The 17,039-nt window shown below is 73.3% G+C and carries 16 protein-coding genes; 8 read left to right on the top strand and 8 right to left on the bottom strand.

Going from position 1 to position 17,039, the window contains the following annotated elements; all coding sequences use genetic code 11:
• Window positions 1-328: 328 nt before the first annotated feature.
• Together FGW37_RS22100 and FGW37_RS22095 are read left to right on the top strand one after the other, a co-directional pair.
• The gene (locus FGW37_RS22100) at window positions 329-1,300 is read left to right on the top strand and encodes a hypothetical protein (protein WP_246430500.1); all 972 of its coding nucleotides are present in this window, start codon (window positions 329-331) and stop codon (window positions 1,298-1,300) included.
• A 94-nt stretch (window positions 1,301-1,394) separates the two neighbouring features.
• Window positions 1,395-2,951, top strand: coding sequence for an amino acid permease (locus FGW37_RS22095; RefSeq protein ID WP_246430499.1), 1,557 nt, complete (start codon window positions 1,395-1,397; stop codon window positions 2,949-2,951).
• A 41-nt stretch (window positions 2,952-2,992) separates the two neighbouring features.
• On the opposite strand, the gene FGW37_RS22090 is transcribed toward FGW37_RS22095, so the two are convergent.
• Together FGW37_RS22090 and FGW37_RS22085 are read right to left on the bottom strand one after the other, a co-directional pair.
• Window positions 2,993-3,817, bottom strand: coding sequence for a polysaccharide deacetylase family protein (locus tag FGW37_RS22090; RefSeq protein WP_246430498.1), 825 nt, complete (start codon window positions 3,815-3,817; stop codon window positions 2,993-2,995).
• Between the two features lie 155 nt (window positions 3,818-3,972).
• Window positions 3,973-5,100, bottom strand: a complete 1,128-nt coding sequence (locus FGW37_RS22085; protein ID WP_179082634.1) for a ferritin-like domain-containing protein — start codon at window positions 5,098-5,100, stop codon at window positions 3,973-3,975.
• Between the two features lie 126 nt (window positions 5,101-5,226).
• On the opposite strand from FGW37_RS22085, the gene FGW37_RS22080 reads away from it, so the two are divergent.
• The 4 genes from FGW37_RS22080 to FGW37_RS22065 all read left to right on the top strand — a co-directional run bounded on the left by FGW37_RS22080 (window position 5,227) and on the right by FGW37_RS22065 (window position 8,733).
• Window positions 5,227-6,159 (top strand): AurF N-oxygenase family protein, encoded by a 933-nt coding sequence (locus FGW37_RS22080; RefSeq protein ID WP_179082633.1) that lies wholly within the window; start codon window positions 5,227-5,229, stop codon window positions 6,157-6,159.
• Between the two features lie 126 nt (window positions 6,160-6,285).
• Window positions 6,286-7,038: a TetR/AcrR family transcriptional regulator gene (locus FGW37_RS22075; protein ID WP_179082632.1), complete on the top strand. Its 753-nt coding sequence runs from the start codon at window positions 6,286-6,288 to the stop codon at window positions 7,036-7,038.
• 48 nt (window positions 7,039-7,086) lie between these two features.
• Window positions 7,087-7,374: a hypothetical protein gene (locus FGW37_RS22070; protein WP_246430497.1), complete on the top strand. Its 288-nt coding sequence runs from the start codon at window positions 7,087-7,089 to the stop codon at window positions 7,372-7,374.
• 192 nt (window positions 7,375-7,566) lie between these two features.
• A complete protein-coding gene (locus tag FGW37_RS22065; protein ID WP_179082631.1) occupies window positions 7,567-8,733 on the top strand; it encodes a C40 family peptidase in 1,167 nt (388 codons plus the stop codon).
• 31 nt (window positions 8,734-8,764) lie between these two features.
• On the opposite strand, the gene FGW37_RS22060 is transcribed toward FGW37_RS22065, so the two are convergent.
• The 5 genes from FGW37_RS22060 to FGW37_RS33910 form a co-directional block, all read right to left on the bottom strand.
• The gene (locus FGW37_RS22060; protein WP_179082630.1) at window positions 8,765-10,027 is read right to left on the bottom strand and encodes a styrene monooxygenase/indole monooxygenase family protein; all 1,263 of its coding nucleotides are present in this window, start codon (window positions 10,025-10,027) and stop codon (window positions 8,765-8,767) included.
• 10 nt (window positions 10,028-10,037) lie between these two features.
• A complete protein-coding gene (locus tag FGW37_RS22055) occupies window positions 10,038-10,691 on the bottom strand; it encodes a GTP-binding protein (protein WP_425506659.1) in 654 nt (217 codons plus the stop codon).
• Between the two features lie 160 nt (window positions 10,692-10,851).
• Entirely contained in the window at window positions 10,852-11,247 is a 396-nt protein-coding gene (locus FGW37_RS22050; protein ID WP_058046245.1) for a DUF742 domain-containing protein, read from the bottom strand.
• Complete coding sequence (locus FGW37_RS22045; protein WP_179082628.1) at window positions 11,244-11,753, bottom strand: roadblock/LC7 domain-containing protein; 510 nt, start codon at window positions 11,751-11,753, stop codon at window positions 11,244-11,246. The genes FGW37_RS22050 and FGW37_RS22045 overlap by 4 nt, the downstream gene beginning before the upstream one ends.
• On the bottom strand, window positions 11,750-14,392 hold the full coding sequence (locus tag FGW37_RS33910; protein ID WP_281394893.1) for a sensor histidine kinase: 2,643 nt from the start codon (window positions 14,390-14,392) through the stop codon (window positions 11,750-11,752). The genes FGW37_RS22045 and FGW37_RS33910 overlap by 4 nt, the downstream gene beginning before the upstream one ends.
• A 248-nt stretch (window positions 14,393-14,640) precedes the next feature.
• Between FGW37_RS33910 and FGW37_RS22035 the strand changes: the two genes are divergently transcribed.
• On the top strand, window positions 14,641-15,405 hold the full coding sequence (locus FGW37_RS22035; RefSeq protein WP_179082627.1) for a protein phosphatase 2C domain-containing protein: 765 nt from the start codon (window positions 14,641-14,643) through the stop codon (window positions 15,403-15,405).
• A gap of 44 nt (window positions 15,406-15,449) precedes the next feature.
• Here FGW37_RS22035 and FGW37_RS22030 read toward each other — a convergent pair whose 3' ends face one another.
• Window positions 15,450-15,881 carry a MarR family winged helix-turn-helix transcriptional regulator gene (locus FGW37_RS22030; protein ID WP_179084843.1) on the bottom strand — a complete coding sequence of 144 codons (432 nt, stop codon included), beginning with the start codon at window positions 15,879-15,881 and terminating at the stop codon, window positions 15,450-15,452.
• Between the two features lie 288 nt (window positions 15,882-16,169).
• Between FGW37_RS22030 and FGW37_RS22025 the strand changes: the two genes are divergently transcribed.
• Window positions 16,170-17,036 carry a lysozyme gene (locus FGW37_RS22025; protein WP_179082626.1) on the top strand — a complete coding sequence of 289 codons (867 nt, stop codon included), beginning with the start codon at window positions 16,170-16,172 and terminating at the stop codon, window positions 17,034-17,036.
• The last annotated feature ends 3 nt before the right edge of the window (window positions 17,037-17,039 follow it).

The raw sequence follows: 17,039 nt of genomic DNA, 5'->3' as shown, positions 1-17,039 counted from the left end.
GGCCCGTGGTGCCGTAGCGCCAGACCGGCCTGTTGCCGAAGGCCGCTGCCCCGAAGCCGAGTTCATCGCCTGGTCCGCCGCCCACGGCCTCGCCGTCCTCGGCGACGGGCGGCATCTGAAGTCCTGGTCGCCTTGGTCGAAGGCCCGGACTCAGCAGTGCTGAGTCCGGGCCTTCTGCGTTGTGGGCACCATTGGCCTCACCCGTTACGGCCTCATCCGGTGCCGCCCCGGGTAGTGTGCGCCACCGAGGGGCACGGGTGATCCCGGTCCCCGTTCCAAGTTTTCCTGTAACACGCCTACTTGACGCATCTTCAGGGAAGCGGGGCGGATGAGATTTCGCCGGGGTGCCGGGCACGGGCTGGATCTGCATCAGGCCCGGGACGATCTGCCGTTACGGGCCGTGCTGGAGGACGCCGCCATGGGGCGGTGGGAAGGGCCGCGGGATCTGCTCGCGGGTACCGGGGCGGACTGGGACCGGCGGATCTTCCGGCTGCAGGTGCTGGCGCGGGCCGGGGCGCGGCTGCGGTTCGCCGATACGTGGGCGCGGGCGGAGCCGCGGTCGGGCGATGCGCTGGCGCTGCTCGCGCATGTGCAGGCCGTGCGGTCGATGATCAGCGGGGCCGGGTCGGGGCGGGCCGAGATGGAGGCGGCCTGGGCGACCTGTCTGGCGGCCGCCGAGGCGGCGCCCGCCGACCCCTCGCCGTGGGTGGTGATGCTCGCGCTCCTGCGCGTCCACGCGCCGGGCCGGAACGTGCTGGAGCAGGTGTGGGCCGAGGTCGTGCGGCGCGATCCGTACAACCGCGAGGCCCACCACGAGCTGCTCACCTATCTCTTTCCCCGCAACCACGGCTCGGGGGCGGAGATGTTCCACTGGGCCCAGGAGCAGGCCGACACCGCTCCCCGGGGGCTGCCGGTCGCCGTGCTGCCGCTGGTCGCGCTCGCCGAGTCGCACCGGCACCGGATGGAGACCGACGCCGGCAGCTACGGCAGTTACGGGCTGAGCATCCATCCCTGGATCGACTGCCCGCACATCGACCCCGTGCTGGACGGCTGGTGGCGGCACCGCTCCCCGCAGCCCCACGCCCAGTTCATGGACGATGCCAATTACCTGGCCCACGCGCTGGCCTTCGCCGGGCGGCACGACGAGGCGTACGAGGTGTTCCGGGCCGTCGGGCCGTACGCCTCCGAGGTGCCGTGGTCCTACTGCGGCGACGCCCGGGAGCTCTTCCTCCGGCACCGGGAGTGGGCCGTGCGGGCCGTCCGGGACGGGCGGCGCCAGCCCCGCGCCCGCAGGCGGTGACACAAGCACTGCCCTCCGCCGCCCGTCCAGCAGCAGCAGCAGCGTTCAGTAACACGCACATTCCTTGACCGTTCCCCACGAGAAAGAGAATCGCGTGCCACTCGATGTCCCCGGCTCCTCCGGCGTCTCCGGCGTCTCCGACGAGGAGCGCCTCCGCCAGCTCGGCTACACCCAGGTCCTCGCCCGCCACATGTCGGGGTTCGCCAACTTCGCCGTCTCGTTCACGATCATCTCCGTCCTCTCCGGCTGCATGACGCTCTACGGCTTCGGCATGCACACGGGCGGGCCCGCCATGCTCACCTGGGGCTGGATCGGCGTCGGGGCGATGTCCCTGGTCGTGGGGCTGGCGATGGCCGAGGTGTGCTCCTCGTACCCGACGTCGGCAGGCCTGTACTTCTGGGCGCACCGGATGGCCCCGGAGAAGTCGCGGGCGGCGTGGGCCTGGTTCACCGGCTGGTTCAACGTGCTCGGGCAGGTCGCGGCGACGGCGGGCATCGATTTCGGTGCGGCGTCGTTCCTGAACGCCTATCTGGACCTGCAGTTCGGGTTCGCGGCCACGCCGGGCCACACGATCCTGCTGTTCGGCGCGGTGCTCCTGCTGCACGCGGTGCTGAACACCTTCGGCGTGCGGCTGGTGGCCTTCCTCAATTCGGTGAGCGTGTGGTGGCACCTGCTGGGCGTCCTGCTCATCGTGGGCGCGCTCGCCCTCGTGCCGGACCACCACCGTCCGGCGTCGTTCGTCTTCACGCACTTCGTCAACGACACCGGCTGGGGCTCGGGCCTCTACGTGGGGCTGCTCTCGCTCCTCGTCGCGCAGTACACGTTCACCGGCTACGACGCCTCCGCCCATATGACCGAGGAGACGAACGACGCGGCGGTGGCCGGGCCGCGCGGCATCGTCCGGTCGATCTGGGCGTCCTGGATCGCCGGGTTCGTGCTGCTGGCGGGCCTGACGTACGCGATCCAGGACTGGGACGGCGCGGCGGGCACCGCGACGGGGGTCCCGCCGGCGCAGATCTTCATGGACGCGCTCGGCGCGGCCGCCGGCAAGCTGCTGCTGCTCGTCGTGATCGTCGCGCAGCTGTTCTGCGGCATGGCCTCCGTGACGGCCAACTCGCGGATGATCTACGCCTTCTCGCGCGACGGCGCGCTGCCCTTCTCCCGCGTCTGGCACCGGATCAACCCGCAGACGCGCACACCCACCAACGCCGTATGGCTGGCCGCGGCGGGGGCGTTCGCGCTGGGCCTGCCGTATCTGATCAACTCCACGGCCTACGCGGCCGTGACCTCGATCGCCACCATCGGTCTGTACCTCGCCTACGCCGCGCCGACCCTGCTGCGGCTGCGCAAGGGCGACGCCTTCGAGCGCGGGCCCTGGCACCTGGGTCGCTGGTCGAAGCCGGTCGGGGTAGTGGCCATCGGCTGGGTCGCGGTGATCACCGTGTTGTTCATGCTGCCGCAGGCGAGCCCCGTCACCGTCGACACGTTCAACTACGCGCCCATCGCGGTCGCCGCCGTCCTGGGTTTCGCCGGTGTGTGGTGGCTCGCCTCGGCCCGCCGGTGGTTCCTCGATCCGCACCACCCGCGCAACGCCGCCTCCGTCCGTGAGCCGGTCTCCCCTCCTCAGGAGACCGATGTCTTCCGTTGGTAGCCGTTGGTAGCCGATGGTTGCCGCCTCAGGGACGGCCGACCTCACGCCTTCGGGTACGCGAACGCGTATCCCTGCTCCTTGAACCACGGCAGGAGCTGCTGCAGGGCCTCGACCGTCTGGCCGCGGTTGCCGCCGCCGTCGTGGAAGAGGACCACCGGGCCCTCCTTCATGCCCTTCTTGACCGCGTCGACGATGTGGCCGACGCCGGGGTTGCGCCAGTCGTGGGTGTCGACGCTCCAGCCGAGCGGGCGCATGCCGTGCGAGGCGGCGACCTCCCGGCTGTACGGGGTGAACGCGCCGCCGGGCGCCCGGTAGTAGCGCACCGGGACGCCGGGGCCCGCCGCCTTCTCGATCATCGTGCGGGCGTCCAGGACCTGGCGCTCCTGGTAGGACTCGGGACGCTTGTCCATGGCGGTGTTGTGGTCGACGGAGTGATTGCAGAGCCGGTGGCCGGCCGCGACGACCTTCTTCACGAGGGCGGGGTACTCCTGGGCCCGCGACCCGATGATGCAGAACGTCGCCTTGGCGTCGTACTTCTCGAGCAGGTCGAGGACCTTGACCGTCCAGCCCGGCTCGGGTCCGTCGTCGATCGTCAGGTTGACCGTTTTTCCTGGGTCCTCGCTCTCGTGCGAGATCTCGGCCGAGACCCGTGCCGGCGGCGTGCTCGCGCCGCCGGGCGCGGCCGGGGACGAGGCCCCCGCCCGCCCCTTGCTCCCGTCGTCGCCGCCCCGGCCCGTGCCCGGCGTACCCGTCCCCGGGTCCTCCGTGGCCATGGCCACGCAACCGGATATCGTGGCGAAGAACGTCAGTGCCGACGCCGTCGCGATCAGGAGATGCCGACTCCTCCGAGCGGTCGGTCGTGCCATGAGCGTCCCCTCCCTCGGTGTGTGCTCCCGGTGCCCCACCTGCCTACGGATCTGCCGGGGGGCCTACCCGTAGGTGCACCCGAAGACGTCCATACCGAAAAGAAGGTTCCAGCAGGGCACAAGTCACTCAAGGCACTCAAGTGCCCCTGCCGGCCTTACGTTTCAGGCGTCCCGGAACCCCCTCCCGCACCCTGCGTGATCGCCTCCGCGACCTCGGCCCGGCGCGCCGCCTCCTCCTCCGCGAAGCGCTGTGCGTCCAGCTTCTCGGCGATCTCCTCGTCCTGGGCCATGAGCAGGTCCAGGCTCGCGTCGCCCAGCTCCAGCACGCCCATGTCGACGTACGCGCGCTGCAGCCGCTCGCCCCACAGGCCGATGTCCTTGACGCACGGCACGATGCGGGAGAACAGCAGCTGCCGGAAGGCGCGCAGGTATTCGGACTGCTCGCTGAGTTCGACGGCCTCGTCCTCCGGAATGCCGAAGTCCGTGAGCACCACGTCACCCCGCAGCCGGTCGCGCATCAAATAGCAGCCCTCGATGACGAATTCCTCGCGCTCGCGCAGTTCGGCGCGCGACAGTTGGCGGTAGTAGTCCCGCAGGGCCATGCGGCCGAAGGCGACGTGCCGGGCCTCGTCCTGCATGACGTAGGCGAGGATCTGTTTGGGCAGGGGTTTGTCGGTGGCGTCGCGCAGCATGCCGAAGGCGGCGAGGGCCAGGCCCTCGATGAGCACCTGCATGCCGAGGTAGGGCATGTCCCAGCGGGAGTCGCGCAGGGTGTCCCCCAGCAGGGACTGCAGGTTGTCGTCGATGGGGTAGACCAGGCCGATCTTCTCCTGGAGGAAGCGGCCGTAGAGCTCGGCGTGGCGGGCCTCGTCCATCGTCTGGGTGGCGGAGTAGAACTTGGCGTCGAGGTCCGGGACGGATTCCACGATGCGCGCCGCGCAGACCATGGCGCCCTGCTCGCCGTGCAGGAACTGGCTGAATTGCCAGGCGGCGAAATTGCGCCGCAGCTCGTCCTTGTCCTTCCCGCTCATCTTCCCCCAGTAGGGGGTGCCGTAGACGGGCATATTGTCGTCGGGCAGGCCGAGCGGATCGTACGGATCGACGGGAAGGGACCAGTCGATGCGCTTCTCGGCGTCCCACTGCTTGTCCTTGCCCTTTTGGTAAAGGGCGAGCAGGCGGTCGCGGCCGTCATCGTATTCCCAGCTGAAGCGGGCCGCTCCGGTCGCGGGCACCGTCCAGCCGGCGTCTCCGGGGTCATGTGCGTAGAGGTTGTGCGTCGTCATCGACGTCTCCCGTCCTCTCCCGTTCTCGTTGGCAGGCTCACACGCCGGTTACCGCCGGGTCAACGACCCTTCATCAACTCACCCCAAAGGATTGACGCCCTTGCTGACAGGCAGTCTCATAAGGGTGTGACCCCAAGTAACCCTGTAGTCAGCCCCGTCCGGGACGCCCTCGGGCCGCTCAAGGACCGCGAAGAGGTCGCACGGCGGCTGCTGGAGTCCTCCGCCAGACACTCCTTCGATCCGGACACGGCACTCAACTGGGAGGCACCGCTTGAGGAGGGCAAGTGGTTCTGGCCGCCCGAGCTGCTCTCCCTCTACGACACCCCGCTGTGGCGCACGATGTCCGAGGAGCAGCACCTCGAACTCTCCCGGCACGAGGCCGCCTCGCTCGCCTCCCTGGGCATATGGTTCGAGCTCATCCTGATGCAGCTGCTGGTCCGGCACGTCTACGACAAGCCACTGACCAGCTCCCACGTCCGCTACGCGCTCACCGAGATCGCCGACGAGTGCCGGCACTCGAAGATGTTCGCCCGGCTCATCGAGCGCGACGGCGCCCCCGCGTACCCCGTGGCGCCCCTGCACCACAACCTCGCCCGCATCCTCAAGACGGTGTCCACCACGCCCGGTTCCTTCGCCTGCACGCTGCTGGGCGAGGAGATCCTCGACCACATGCAGCGGCTCACCTTCCCCGACGAGCGGGTGCAGACGCTCGTGCGCGGCGTCACGCGCATCCACGTCGTGGAGGAGGCGCGCCACGTGCGGTACGCCCGCGAGGAGCTGCGCCGCCAGATGGTCGGCTGCCCGCGCTGGGAGGCCGGCCTGACCCGGCTCAGCTGCGGCGAGGCGGCCCGCGTCTTCTCGGTCGCCTTCGTCAACCCGGCCGTCTACACGAACGTGGGCCTGGACCGGCGCGAGGCCGTCGCCCAGGTGCGGGCCAGCGGCCACCGGCGTGAGGTGATGCAGGCGGGTGCCAAGCGGCTCACCGACTTCCTGGACGACATCGGCGTGATGCGGGGCGTGGGCCGCCGGCTGTGGCGCGCCTCCGGGCTCCTGGCCTGACCCTCCCGGAGGCTGCCCGCGCTCCCGGCCCGGTCCTTCCTGAGCAGGTCCGGTCCCCTTCCTGAGCAGGTCCGGCCCGGACGGCGGGGGCGGAGCACCCGCGGCCGCACCGTTACGCTGCCCTGCATGAACGGCAGCGGAACCGCCCCGGCAGCACCGACTCCGTCCGCCCGCCCCGCCTACCGCAGACTCAGCGTCGAGGAACGCCGCACCCAGCTGATCGCCGCCGCCCTCGTGCTCTTCGCCCACCGCGCCCCGGAGGACGTCTCCCTGGACGACGTGGCGGCGGCCGCCAAGGTGTCGAGGCCGCTCGTGTACCGCTACTTCCCCGGGGGCAAGCCCCAGCTGTACGAGACGGCGCTGCGCAGCGCCGCCGACGACATGGAGCTGTGCTTCGCCGAGCCGCAGACCGGCCCCCTCACCGGCCGCCTGGCCGCCGCCCTCGACCGCTACCTGGCGTTCGTGGACGAGCACGACGCGGGGTTCGGGGCGCTGCTGCAGGGCGGCAGCGTCGCCGAGACCTCCCGCACGGGCGCGATCGTGGACGGCGTGCGCCGGGCCGCCGCGGCGCAGATCCTCAAGCACCTGCGGGTGCCGCAGCCGAGCCCCCGGCTGCGCATGATGGTCCGCACCTGGATCACGGCCGTGGAGGCGGCCTCCCTGATCTGGCTGGACGAGGGCAAGCAGCCCCCGGTCGAGGAGCTGCGCGACTGGCTCGTCGACCACTTCGTGGCGCTGCTGACGGCCACGTCGGCGAGCGACCCGCAGACGGCCGAGGTCACCCGTGCGGCGCTGGCGCTGGAGCGTGCGGAAGGGCCCGTGGGGCGCCTGGCCCGCCAGGTCATTCCGGTGGTGTCGGATGCGGCGCACCTGCTCTGATGCGCTACGTCCGCGGGCCGACGCCCCGGCCTGACGGACACTGGACCCGTGAGAAGCGAAGATACGCCTTTCGTGGGCGGCCCCCTGGACGGGCGCGTACTGCCGGTACTGCTGGGACACACCGGGCACCCGCCCAAGGTCTACGAGGTCCCGGTGCCGGACGAGCACGGCGGGGCCCCGACGGTCCTCGTCTACCACCGGGTCCAGGCGGGCACGACGCGCCGCCTGGGGCTGCACAAGGGCTGGAAGTACGTCTACGACCCGGAGGGACGCCGCCCGGAGCGCGGCCTGAAGTGGCCGTGGACGAAGCGGCCGCGTCCCGGAGCGGACGCCTGAGCCATCCGCAAGGGCGCCCGCGGGCGGCATCCGGGGCACGCGGGCGGGCGCGGGGCCGCCGGCCGGGTGACGGCCGGCAACCCAGGGGTGAGCGGGTTAGGCGGATTCGCCCACATCGCCCACATAAATAGGACCGCACGTGGAACGATCCTCACCTGGTAAACGATCACGCCCCACACCGGAGGTGAGCTCGTGTCAGGACGGTTCGCGCGTTCTGTCTGCACGGCGGCGCTGATGGCCGGCGCCGTGTCGCTCGCACTGCCCGCGCCCCTGTCCGCGGCCGCGCCCGGCGAGCCGCCCGAACGGTCCCGCCCGTCCCGCCAGTCCGTCGGCAGCCTGCTCTCCCGGCTGCAGTCCCTCTACCGGAAGGCCGAGGAGGCCACCGAGGCCTACAACGCGACCGAGGAGAAGCTCAAGGTCCAGCAGAAGCGGGTCGACGAACTCCACGACGAGCTCGCCACCGCCCGCGTGGCCCTCACCGGCAGCCGGGACGCCGCCGGCCGGCTCGCCCGGGAGCAGTACCAGGGCATGAGCGGCACCCTCGCCCCGTACGTCTCCGTCTTCCTCAGCTCCGACCCGCAGCAGGCGCTCGACAGGGGCCACCGGATCCAGCGCGCCGCCGGGCAGCGGGCGGCCGCGGTCGGCCGCCTCACGAAGGGCGAGAAGCACGCCTCGGGCCTGGCCTCCCGGGCCCGGGAGGCCCTCGACGAGCAGCAGGTGCTCGCGGCGCGGCAGAAGCGGCAGCGCGACGCCGTCAGGAAGCGCCTCGGCGAGGTCGAGAAGATGCTCGCCTCGCTGACCGGCACGCAGCTCGCCGAGGTCCAGCGCCTGGAGCAGAAGAACATCGGCGAGGCCCAGCGCACGCTGCTCTCCTCGGGCCGGCTCAGCGGCTCGTCCAGGCCCTCCGCTGCGGGCGGCAGGGCCATCGCCTACGCCTTCCGGCAGTTCGGCAAGCCGTACGTGTGGGGTGCGGAGGGGCCGGACGCCTTCGACTGCTCCGGGCTCACCTCCCAGGCCTGGGCCCACGCGGGCGGCGCCATCCCGCGCACCAGCCAGGAGCAGTGGAGGACGCTGCCGAGGGTCCCGCTGGACGAGCTGCGCCCCGGCGACCTGGTGATCTACTTCGAAGGGGCGACGCACGTCGCGCTCTACATCGGCCACGGCCTGGTGATGCAGGCGCCGCGGCCCGGCGGCACCGTGAAGGTCTCGCCGATCGCCGCCAACCCGCTGCTCGGGGCCGTGCGGCCGGACGCGGACGAGGAGCCGCTGCGGAGGTACGTGCCGCCGCCGATGCCGGAGGGCGCCCTGTCCGGCCCGGACACCGGCTACGGATCGGCGGAGGCGCCGTCGAGGATGTGACGGTGTGACGCGGGGCGGGCGAGGCGACCGGTCAGCCGGCCGCCTCCGCCGCCTTCTCCGCCTCCGCCAGGTAGGCCGCCGCCTGCTCCGGCTCGTAGAAGTAGTCCGCGAAGTCCGCAGGGTCGTCGAAGCCGTTGGCGATGCGGTCGGCGACCGGCCGGAGGCCCGCCGCGGCCGCCAGCAGCTCCCGTACGTGCGCCGGCTGCCGCGGCGCGAGCATCGCGTGGGTCCAGGCGGTGGCGTGCCGGGCCGTGGCCCAGTGGCGGTCGAACGCCGTACGCATCCACGCGGCGTCGAAGGGCCGCTCGCCGTGCTGCACGATCGCCGCGAGGTAGGCGGCGGCGCACTTTGCGGCGGAATTGGCGCCCTGCCCGGTGACGGGGTCATCGGCGACGACCGCGTCACCGACGCCGAGGACCACGCCGCCCGACGGCAGCCGGCCGACGGGGTCGCGCACGGCCGGGGTGTAGCGGCCGGCCAGGGTGGCGTGGGCGTCCGTGAGCTCCACGCGGGTCGCGCGGGCGTACTCCCACGGGGCGTAGTGCTCCATCAGCTCCAGGGTGCGCGCCAGGTGCTCGCCCGGGCCGGGCTGGTCCTGGAAGACGTCCAGCGGGCCGTCCGGGACGGCCTCCCAGAACAGGACGTCGGCGCGGCCGGAGACGGTCAGCGTGGGCAGGACGAACAGCTCCCCCGCGCCCGGGACCAGGTTGCAGCGCACCGCCTCGGTGCCCGGGTGCTCGGGCCGGGGACCGAGCCCGTGCACGTAGGCGACGGCGAGGGCCCGCTGCGGGACGGTGTGCGGGGAGCGGGCGGGGTCGCGGTCGAAGAGCTCCGCGAGCTCGCCCTTGCCGGTGGCGACGAGCACCAGGTCGTAGTGGCCGGCGAGGGCGTCCAGGTCGGAGACGGCGGCGGCGTGGACGACCAGCCGGCCGCCGCGCTCGGCGAAGGTGTCCAGCCAGCCGGACATCTTCAGCCGCTGGTCCACGGACTGGGCGCAGCCGTCGAGCCGGCCGAGCCAGTCGACGGCGCGCCGGTGCCCGCCCGGGGCCGGCTCGGCGACGGAGACGCCGACGCCCTCGATGCGCGGTGCGGCGGCCGCCCAGAAGCCGAGCCCGAGCTCGTGCTCGTGGCGCAGGGCCGTGGCGAACATGCACTGGGTGGACGTCACCCGGCCGGAACGTATCTCTTCGGAGGTGCGGTTGGACATCAGCGTCACGTCGTAGCCGTGGAACTGCAGGCCGAGGGCCAGTTGGAGGCCGGACTGGCCGGCCCCGGCGATGAGGATCCGTCGCACGGGTCGCTCCTCACTCGGGCAGGGTCTCGAGCGCCCGGCCGACCAGGGCCAGCAGGGTGTCGACGACCGTGATCCGCTTCCGGGCGTCCATGGTCACCACCGGCACGGGCGGCGGCAGCGCGAGCGCCTCGTGCACGGCCTCGGGAGCGTAGCGGTCGGCGCCCTCGAAGTGGTTGACCGCGACGATGTAGGGCAGGCCGGCGGTCTCGAAGTAGTCGAGGGCGGCGAAGGACTCGGCGAGGCGGCGGGTGTCGGCCAGGACGACGGCGCCGATCGCGCCGCGCACCAGGTCGTCCCACATGAACCAGAATCGTTTCTGGCCCGGTGTGCCGAAGAGGTAGAGCACGAGGTCGGCGTCGAGCGTGAGGCGCCCGAAGTCCATGGCGACGGTGGTGGTCCGCTTGCCGGGGGTGGCGGTGGCGTCGTCGACGCCGGCCGCCGCGGCCGTCATCACCGCCTCCGTGCGCAGCGGTGTGATCTCGGAGACGGAGCCGACGAAGGTGGTCTTGCCGACGCCGAAGCCGCCCGCCACGACGATCTTCGTGGCGAGGGGGGCGCGGGTGCGGTCGGTCTGCCAGGCGCGCGGCGCGTCGTCGGCGGCGACGGCGCCGAGCGTGGCCGCGCGGGGCGCGGAACCGGCCGGCGCCGGGCGGCCGGCGGGCAGGAGCGCGGCGGGCGGGCGGCCCGGTACCGCGGGCAGGGCGGCCGCCGCGGGGCCGGCGGCCGGGCGGCAGACTTCCCGGCGCCAAGGTTCTGGACACAAAGATTCCGGACGCCAGGGTTCTGGACGCCAGGGTTCCGGACGCCGGGGTTCCGGGCGTTCTTCACAGTCGGTGGAGTGCATCCCGCACCCTCTCCAGCAGCGCGCGGTCGGGCCGGTCCGTGCCGTGCGCGGTGTCGAAGACGCGCACCCGGCCCTGCTCGGCCAGTTCGAGCAGGAGGACCCGGACCGCGCCGAGCGGCATCCGCAGCAGGGCGGCGATCTCCGCGACCGACCGCAGCCGGTGGCACAGGTCCAGGATGGCGCGGGCCTCGGGCGGCACGCGGGCGCCGGGGCCGGCGTCGCCGTGCGGTCCGGTGCCCGCGGGGTCCCCCGGGGTGTCGAGCGCCGCCACGAACGTCTCCACGAGCAGCAGCCGGCACCGGCGGGGGCGCCCGCCGGTGAGCGAGTAGGGGCGGACGCGCGCCGGCTTGCCGCAGGCGGCGGTGGAGGCCGTCATCCGACCGCCTCCACCGACTGCCGCAGCTCCCTGCGGAGTTCGGGGGTGAGGACGTGCCCGGCCCGGCCGACGAACAGGGCCATGTGGTAGGCGACGACGCCCATGTCGCAGTCGGGTTCGGCGTGGACGCCCAGCAGCGAGCCGTCGCTGATGGTCATCACGAACAGGCTGCCCTCGTCCATCGCGACCATGGTCTGCTTGACGAAGCCGCCGTCCATCAGGCACGCCGCACCGGTCGTCAGGCTGCCCAGGCCCGCCACGATGGTGGCGAGGTCGGCGGTCGAGCCGCGCGGGCCCTCCGGTCTCTCGCCGCGGTGGGCCATGCGCGGGTCGGAGGAGAGCAGGAGCAGCCCGTCCGAGGACACGACGGCGACGGACCGCACGCCGGGCACCTCCTCCACCAGGTTGGTCAGCAGCCAGTGCAGGTTGCGGGCTTCGTGGCTCAGTCCGTAGGAGACGGGGCCGGCGGGGGATACGGGGGTCGCCCCCCGGGGGAATGCAGTCAACCGCGTGCCTCCTCGGGGGTGCCGCCGGCGTCCGGCGGGCCCGCTTGATTCCGTTGTGTCTCGCGCCCGGCCAGCTCGGCCCGGGCGTCCCGCCGCCCGTCGGCCGCGCCGCGCTGGAAGCCGGCCAGTTTGCGCCGCAGCGCCTCCGCGTCCACGCCCTGGCGCACCCGCCGGGGGGCGGGGCGCTGGGCGACGACCTTGGGGGTGCGCTTGGGCAGGGCGGTGCCGTTGGGAAGTCCGGTGCCGGTGCCGTCGGCGGGTGGGGCCGTGGTCTCCGGGGGTGCGGCCGGGCGGGCGTGGCGCCCCGTCGACGCGGGCGGCGACGGCACGGACGGGGGCGCCTGCGCCACCCCGGTGAGCTGCATCGTCGACTCCGCGGACGGCACGGGCTCCGCGAGGCCGCCGGGCACGGCGGGCGGGTCCGCCGGGTGGACGGGCGCGGGTGCCGCATGGGCGCCCGGCGGCCGGTGGCCCTGCTGCGGGCGGCCGCGCAGCGTATGGGAGTTGGCCTCGGCGATGGAGCCGGGGAGGTGGACCTGCGGGACGGCGGCGGCGCCCGGGACGGGCGGGGTGTCGCCCAGGCCGGTGACGGCCGGGGGGCCGGCGGGCAGCAGGCTCACGGGCAGCACCACGACCGCGGCGACCCCGCCGGTGGTCTGCTCGCGCAGCTGGACGCGCACCCCGTGCCGGAGGGAGAGCCGGGCGACGACGTAGAGGCCGAGGCCGAGCGGCGACTGCGCCGCACGCCCGGAGCGCCCCGCGCCGTCGGCCCGGCCGGTGTGGTCGGCGGCCGGCAGCGGGGGGCAGGCGGGGTCGGGGTCGGCCAGCAGGGTGTTGACCTCGGCGAGCCGCTCGGGGGCCATGCCGATGCCCTCGTCCTGGACGCAGAGCACGATCTCGCCGCCCTCCAGGTGCCAGGCGGAGACCTGCACCTGGGCGTCCGGCGGAGAGAACGCGGTGGCGTTCTCCAGCAGTTCGGCGACGAGGTGGCTCACGTCCTCGGAGGCGAAGCCGGCGAGGCGGGCGTGCGGCGGCAGGGACTGGATGCGCACGCGCTGGTAGCGCTCGGTCTCGCCGACGGCCGCCCGCAGGACGTCGAGCAGGGGGACGGGGCCCGCACGGCCGGTGCCGCTCTCGGCGCCGGCGAGGACGAGCAGGTTCTCGCTGTTGCGGCGCATGCGGGTGGCGAGGTGGTCGAGCTTGAAGAGGGTCTCGAGGCGCTCGGGGTCGGCCTCGTGGGCCTCCATGCCCTCGATGACGGCCAGTTGGCGCTCGACGAGGCCGAGGGTGCGCAGGGAGAGGCCGACGAGGATGCCCGTCTCGCCCTCCCGGCCGCCGGGCTGCTCGGCGGGCAGGGCGGCGAGCCGCTCGGTCAGCCGCTGCTGCTCGGCGCGCAGGGAGTCGCGCTCGTCGGCGGCGTCCTGGCGGGCGGCGATCAGGCGGGTGCGCTCGCCTTCGAGGGCGGCGATGCGGCCTTGCTGGCGGCGGAACTTGCCCTGGAGGTGGTTGACGGCCCGGGCGGTCTCGGCGAACTCGTCGTCGCGGCCCTTGAAGGCGATGGGCTCCTCCGTCACCGGGTCGGCGCTCACGCGCCGCGTGCCCAGCCGCACGGTGCCGAGCGGGCGGGTCACCGAGCGGGTGGACCAGATGCCGGTGAGCAGGGCGGCGAACAGGCACAGCGCGGCGGTCAGCACCCGCCGCTCCAGCTCGGTCATGGCCTCGTGGCGCAGGGCCTCCAGGCGGGGTGCCTCGCTCTCGGCGAGGGCGGTCTCGACGCCGCGCATGCGCTGGAGGCGGGTGGTGAGGGCCGTACGGACGGGCTCGGCCGGCTGGGTGGCGAGCTCGCCGGCCGCCTGGCTCTTGGTGAGACGGGCGAGATGGCCCTGGGCCGCGGTGATGTCGGGGCCGGTGACGGCCTCGGCGTAGGCGTCGCGGGCGGCGGCGGGGGCGAGGCGCCGGAAGTCGGCCAGGGCGTCCTGGGTGCGGGTGTCGGCGCGCTGGGCCGCGGCGGCCAGCTCGGGCTTGCGGCCCTGGGCGGCCAGGGCGCCCAGGAGCAGGCCGCGCCCGGCCGAGGCGGCCTCGGTGGCGCGGGCGAGCGGCGGCAGCGCGGCGGAGTCGCCGCCGCCGGCCTGCCGGTCGAGGGTGTCCGCGAGGCCGTGGAGGGCCTGCACGGCGGGGGTGTAGGCGGTGAAGGCGGCCAGGGCGTCGCCCTTGCCGGAGTAGGCCTCGTGACGCGTGCGCGGGAGGGCGTCGAGGAGCTCGCGCACGGGCGCGGGCGCTTGCGGCCGGAACTGCTCGATCTGCCGGTCCAGCGCGACCCGTTGGCGGTCGGAGAGCCCCGCGCCGGTGGAGTCGGCGCGCCCGCCCGCCACGTACTGCACCATGGCGTCGCGCTCGTCGGCCAGGGAGTGCGCGAGGGCGAGGGCCGACTCGTCGGCGGTGGCGAGGGCGGCGAGGCGGCGGGCCTCGGTGAGGTCGCGCCAGGCCTCGCGGACGCCGGAGGCGCTCGCGCCGAGCACGGCGAGGGCGATGACCGCGACGGAGGCGGTCAGTCGGTTACGTACGCGGGCGGTGCGCTCCGGCACCGCCGTGGCCCGCGGCTTCCGTCCGCCGCCGCCCCCAAGCCGCTTCTTCCGCACCGGTGCTCACAATCTTTTCTCGTCCCACCCCTGGTACTGATTTGACCCTTTCAGCACCTCTGCGGGGCGGGGGTGCCCATCGACCGCCCGGCCACTCGAAGGAGTGAATCTCTATGAGAGATTGACAATCGGCCTGCTTCACTCATCGCACACGTGCCAGGTCAGCACGTCACCTGAAGCAACGCGGAGGTCGCCGACAGGATGCGCACGTGCCTCCGTCGATTTCCGGCATCCGGCACACTGGCCCCATGCGCATCGAACTCGCCACCCGGCCGGGGGACATCCGACACCCGAACGAGGACTTCGTATCCGTCGCCCTGCCCGCCTCGGGTAAGGGCGGTGCGCTGGTCCTGCTCGACGGGGTGACGCCGCCGCCCTCCGGAGAGACCGGGTGTGTGCACGGAGTGCCCTGGTTCACGGCGCGGCTGGGCGGTGCGCTCCTCGAACTGGCCGTGGCGGAACGGGAGCTGGCGCTGGCCGGCTGCCTGTCGGCCGCCGTCTCCCGTACGGCGGACGCCCACCGGGACTCCTGCGACCTCGCGCACCGGCGCACGCCGCAGGCCACGGTGGTCGTCGCGCGGTGGGACGACGCGCGCGTGGAGTACCTCGTACTCTCCGACTCCGCGCTGCTCGTCGAATCTCCCGGCGGCACGGTGACGGCCGTCCTGGACGACCGCATCGAACGCCTGCGGGCGCTGGGGCCGGTGACGGACGCCGCGCGCAACGCGGAGGGCGGCTTCTTCACGGCCGCGGCGGATCCGGACGTGGCCGCGCGGGCGGTGACGGGCTCGCTCGCGCGGGCGGAGGTACGGGCGCTGGCCGCGCTCACGGACGGCGCGGCGCGGTGGGTCGAGGTGTTCCGGGAGGGGGACTGGACCGCTTGCCTGGCGGTCCTGGCGAAGGACGGCCCGCAGGCGCTGATCGACCGCGTACGTACCGCGGAACGGGGCCCGCAGGGCGAGCGGCCGGGGAAGCGGCACGACGATGCGGCGGCCGTGTACGTGGAACTCTGACGGGCCTCCGCCCCGGCCGGAGCCGGTGGACTACAGCCGGTGGACTACTGCTCCGCGCTCGCGTTCAGCTGGTGCAGCAGCCGGGCCAGTTCCGCCACCTCGCCGCGGTCCCAGTCCGCCAGCTTGCGTACGTACTGCGCGCGGCGGGCGTCGCGGACGCGCGTGAAGCGGGCACGGCCCTCCTCGGTGATGCGGACCAGGGAGGCGCGGCCGTCGGCCGGGTCCGGTTCGCGGGTGACGAGGCCGAGCTCGCACAGGGCGCGCAGCTGGCGGCTCATCGTGGCCTTGCCGACGCCGAAGTACGCCGCGAGGTCCGTGGCGCGCTGCCGTCCCGCGTCCTCCAGGCGGACCAGGAGGCCGTAGGCCGCCGCCTCCAGCTCGGGGTGGACCGCGCGCGCCATCTCACCGGAGGACGCCCGGGCCCGGCGCAGGAAGACGGCCAGCTCGCGTTCCAGCGAGAGGTAGGCCTGGTCCATACCTCTGCTGTCCGCGGCGCCCGGCCCGCCCTCCTCGGGGGGCGGGGTAGTCGTCTGGTGCACGTCAGGGCCCTCTCCGGGTTTCCGGTTGTTGAAAGTTTTTCCCGTTCGCGGTCTTCACCGCAGCTCCGCCAGTATTTCGCAGGATTAGACCAACGGCAGCACCGCGTCCCCCTATGCCTGGCGCGTCCGTCCCCATAACGTCATTTATGACATGGCCATACCAATGGCTCGCGTCGCCGACGCGTCATTGGTACTCCCCCCACGGACCCTTCTGGAAGGCACGCCATGGTCGCGTTCAGATACAGATCCGGCCGCACGGGCCGCAGATCCCCCACGGCGTTACGCGCCCTCTCCGTCCTCTCCGTCCTCCTCTCCTCCCTGCTGACCGCCCTCTGCCTCCTCGCCCTGCCGGCCGCCGCGCAGGATGCGAAGCCTCCCGCCCACCCCGAGCGGGACTGGCTCGGCTCCACCCTGCGGGCCCACGAGGACCCCGGCCCCGGCACCCCTCCCCCGCCCCGGACCGCCGCCTCCGTCGAAGGGGTCGACGTCTCCAGCCACAACGGCAACGTCCCCTGGGCCACCCTCTGGAAGGCCGGAAACCGCTTCGCCTACGTCAAGGCGACCGAGGGCACGAGCTACACCAACCCGTACTTCGCCCAGCAGTACAACGGCTCGTACGCCGCCGGCATGATCCGCGGCGCGTACCACTTCGCCCTGCCCGACAACTCCGGCGGCGCCGCCCAGGCCGTCTACTTCGCCACGCACGGCGGCGGCTGGTCCAAGGACGGCAGGACGCTGCCGGGCGTCCTGGACATCGAGTACAACCCCTACGGCCCCACCTGTTACGGGATGAGCGCGAGCGCGCTCGTCGGCTGGATCAGGGACTTCTTCTCCGCGTACAAGGCGCGCACGGGGCGCGACGCGGTGATCTACACCTCGACCAACTGGTGGAAGCAGTGCACCGGCAACTACGGCGGCTTCGCCTCCGCCCACCCCCTGTGGGTGCCCCGCTACGGCGCCTCCCCCGGTGCGCTCCCCTCCGGCTGGGGCTATCACACCTTCTGGCAGTACACCGACACCGGACCGACCGTCGGTGACCACAACCGCTTCAACGGTGCGTACAGCCGGCTCCAGGCCCTGGCCAACGGCTAGGGC

The sequence above is a fragment of the Streptomyces rectiverticillatus genome (assembly GCF_013394065.1).
Taxonomy (GTDB): Bacteria; Actinomycetota; Actinomycetes; order Streptomycetales; family Streptomycetaceae; genus Streptomyces; species Streptomyces rectiverticillatus.
The sequence above is the reverse complement of the archived record's forward strand: the minus strand, read 5'-3'. Positions and strand labels throughout refer to the sequence as shown.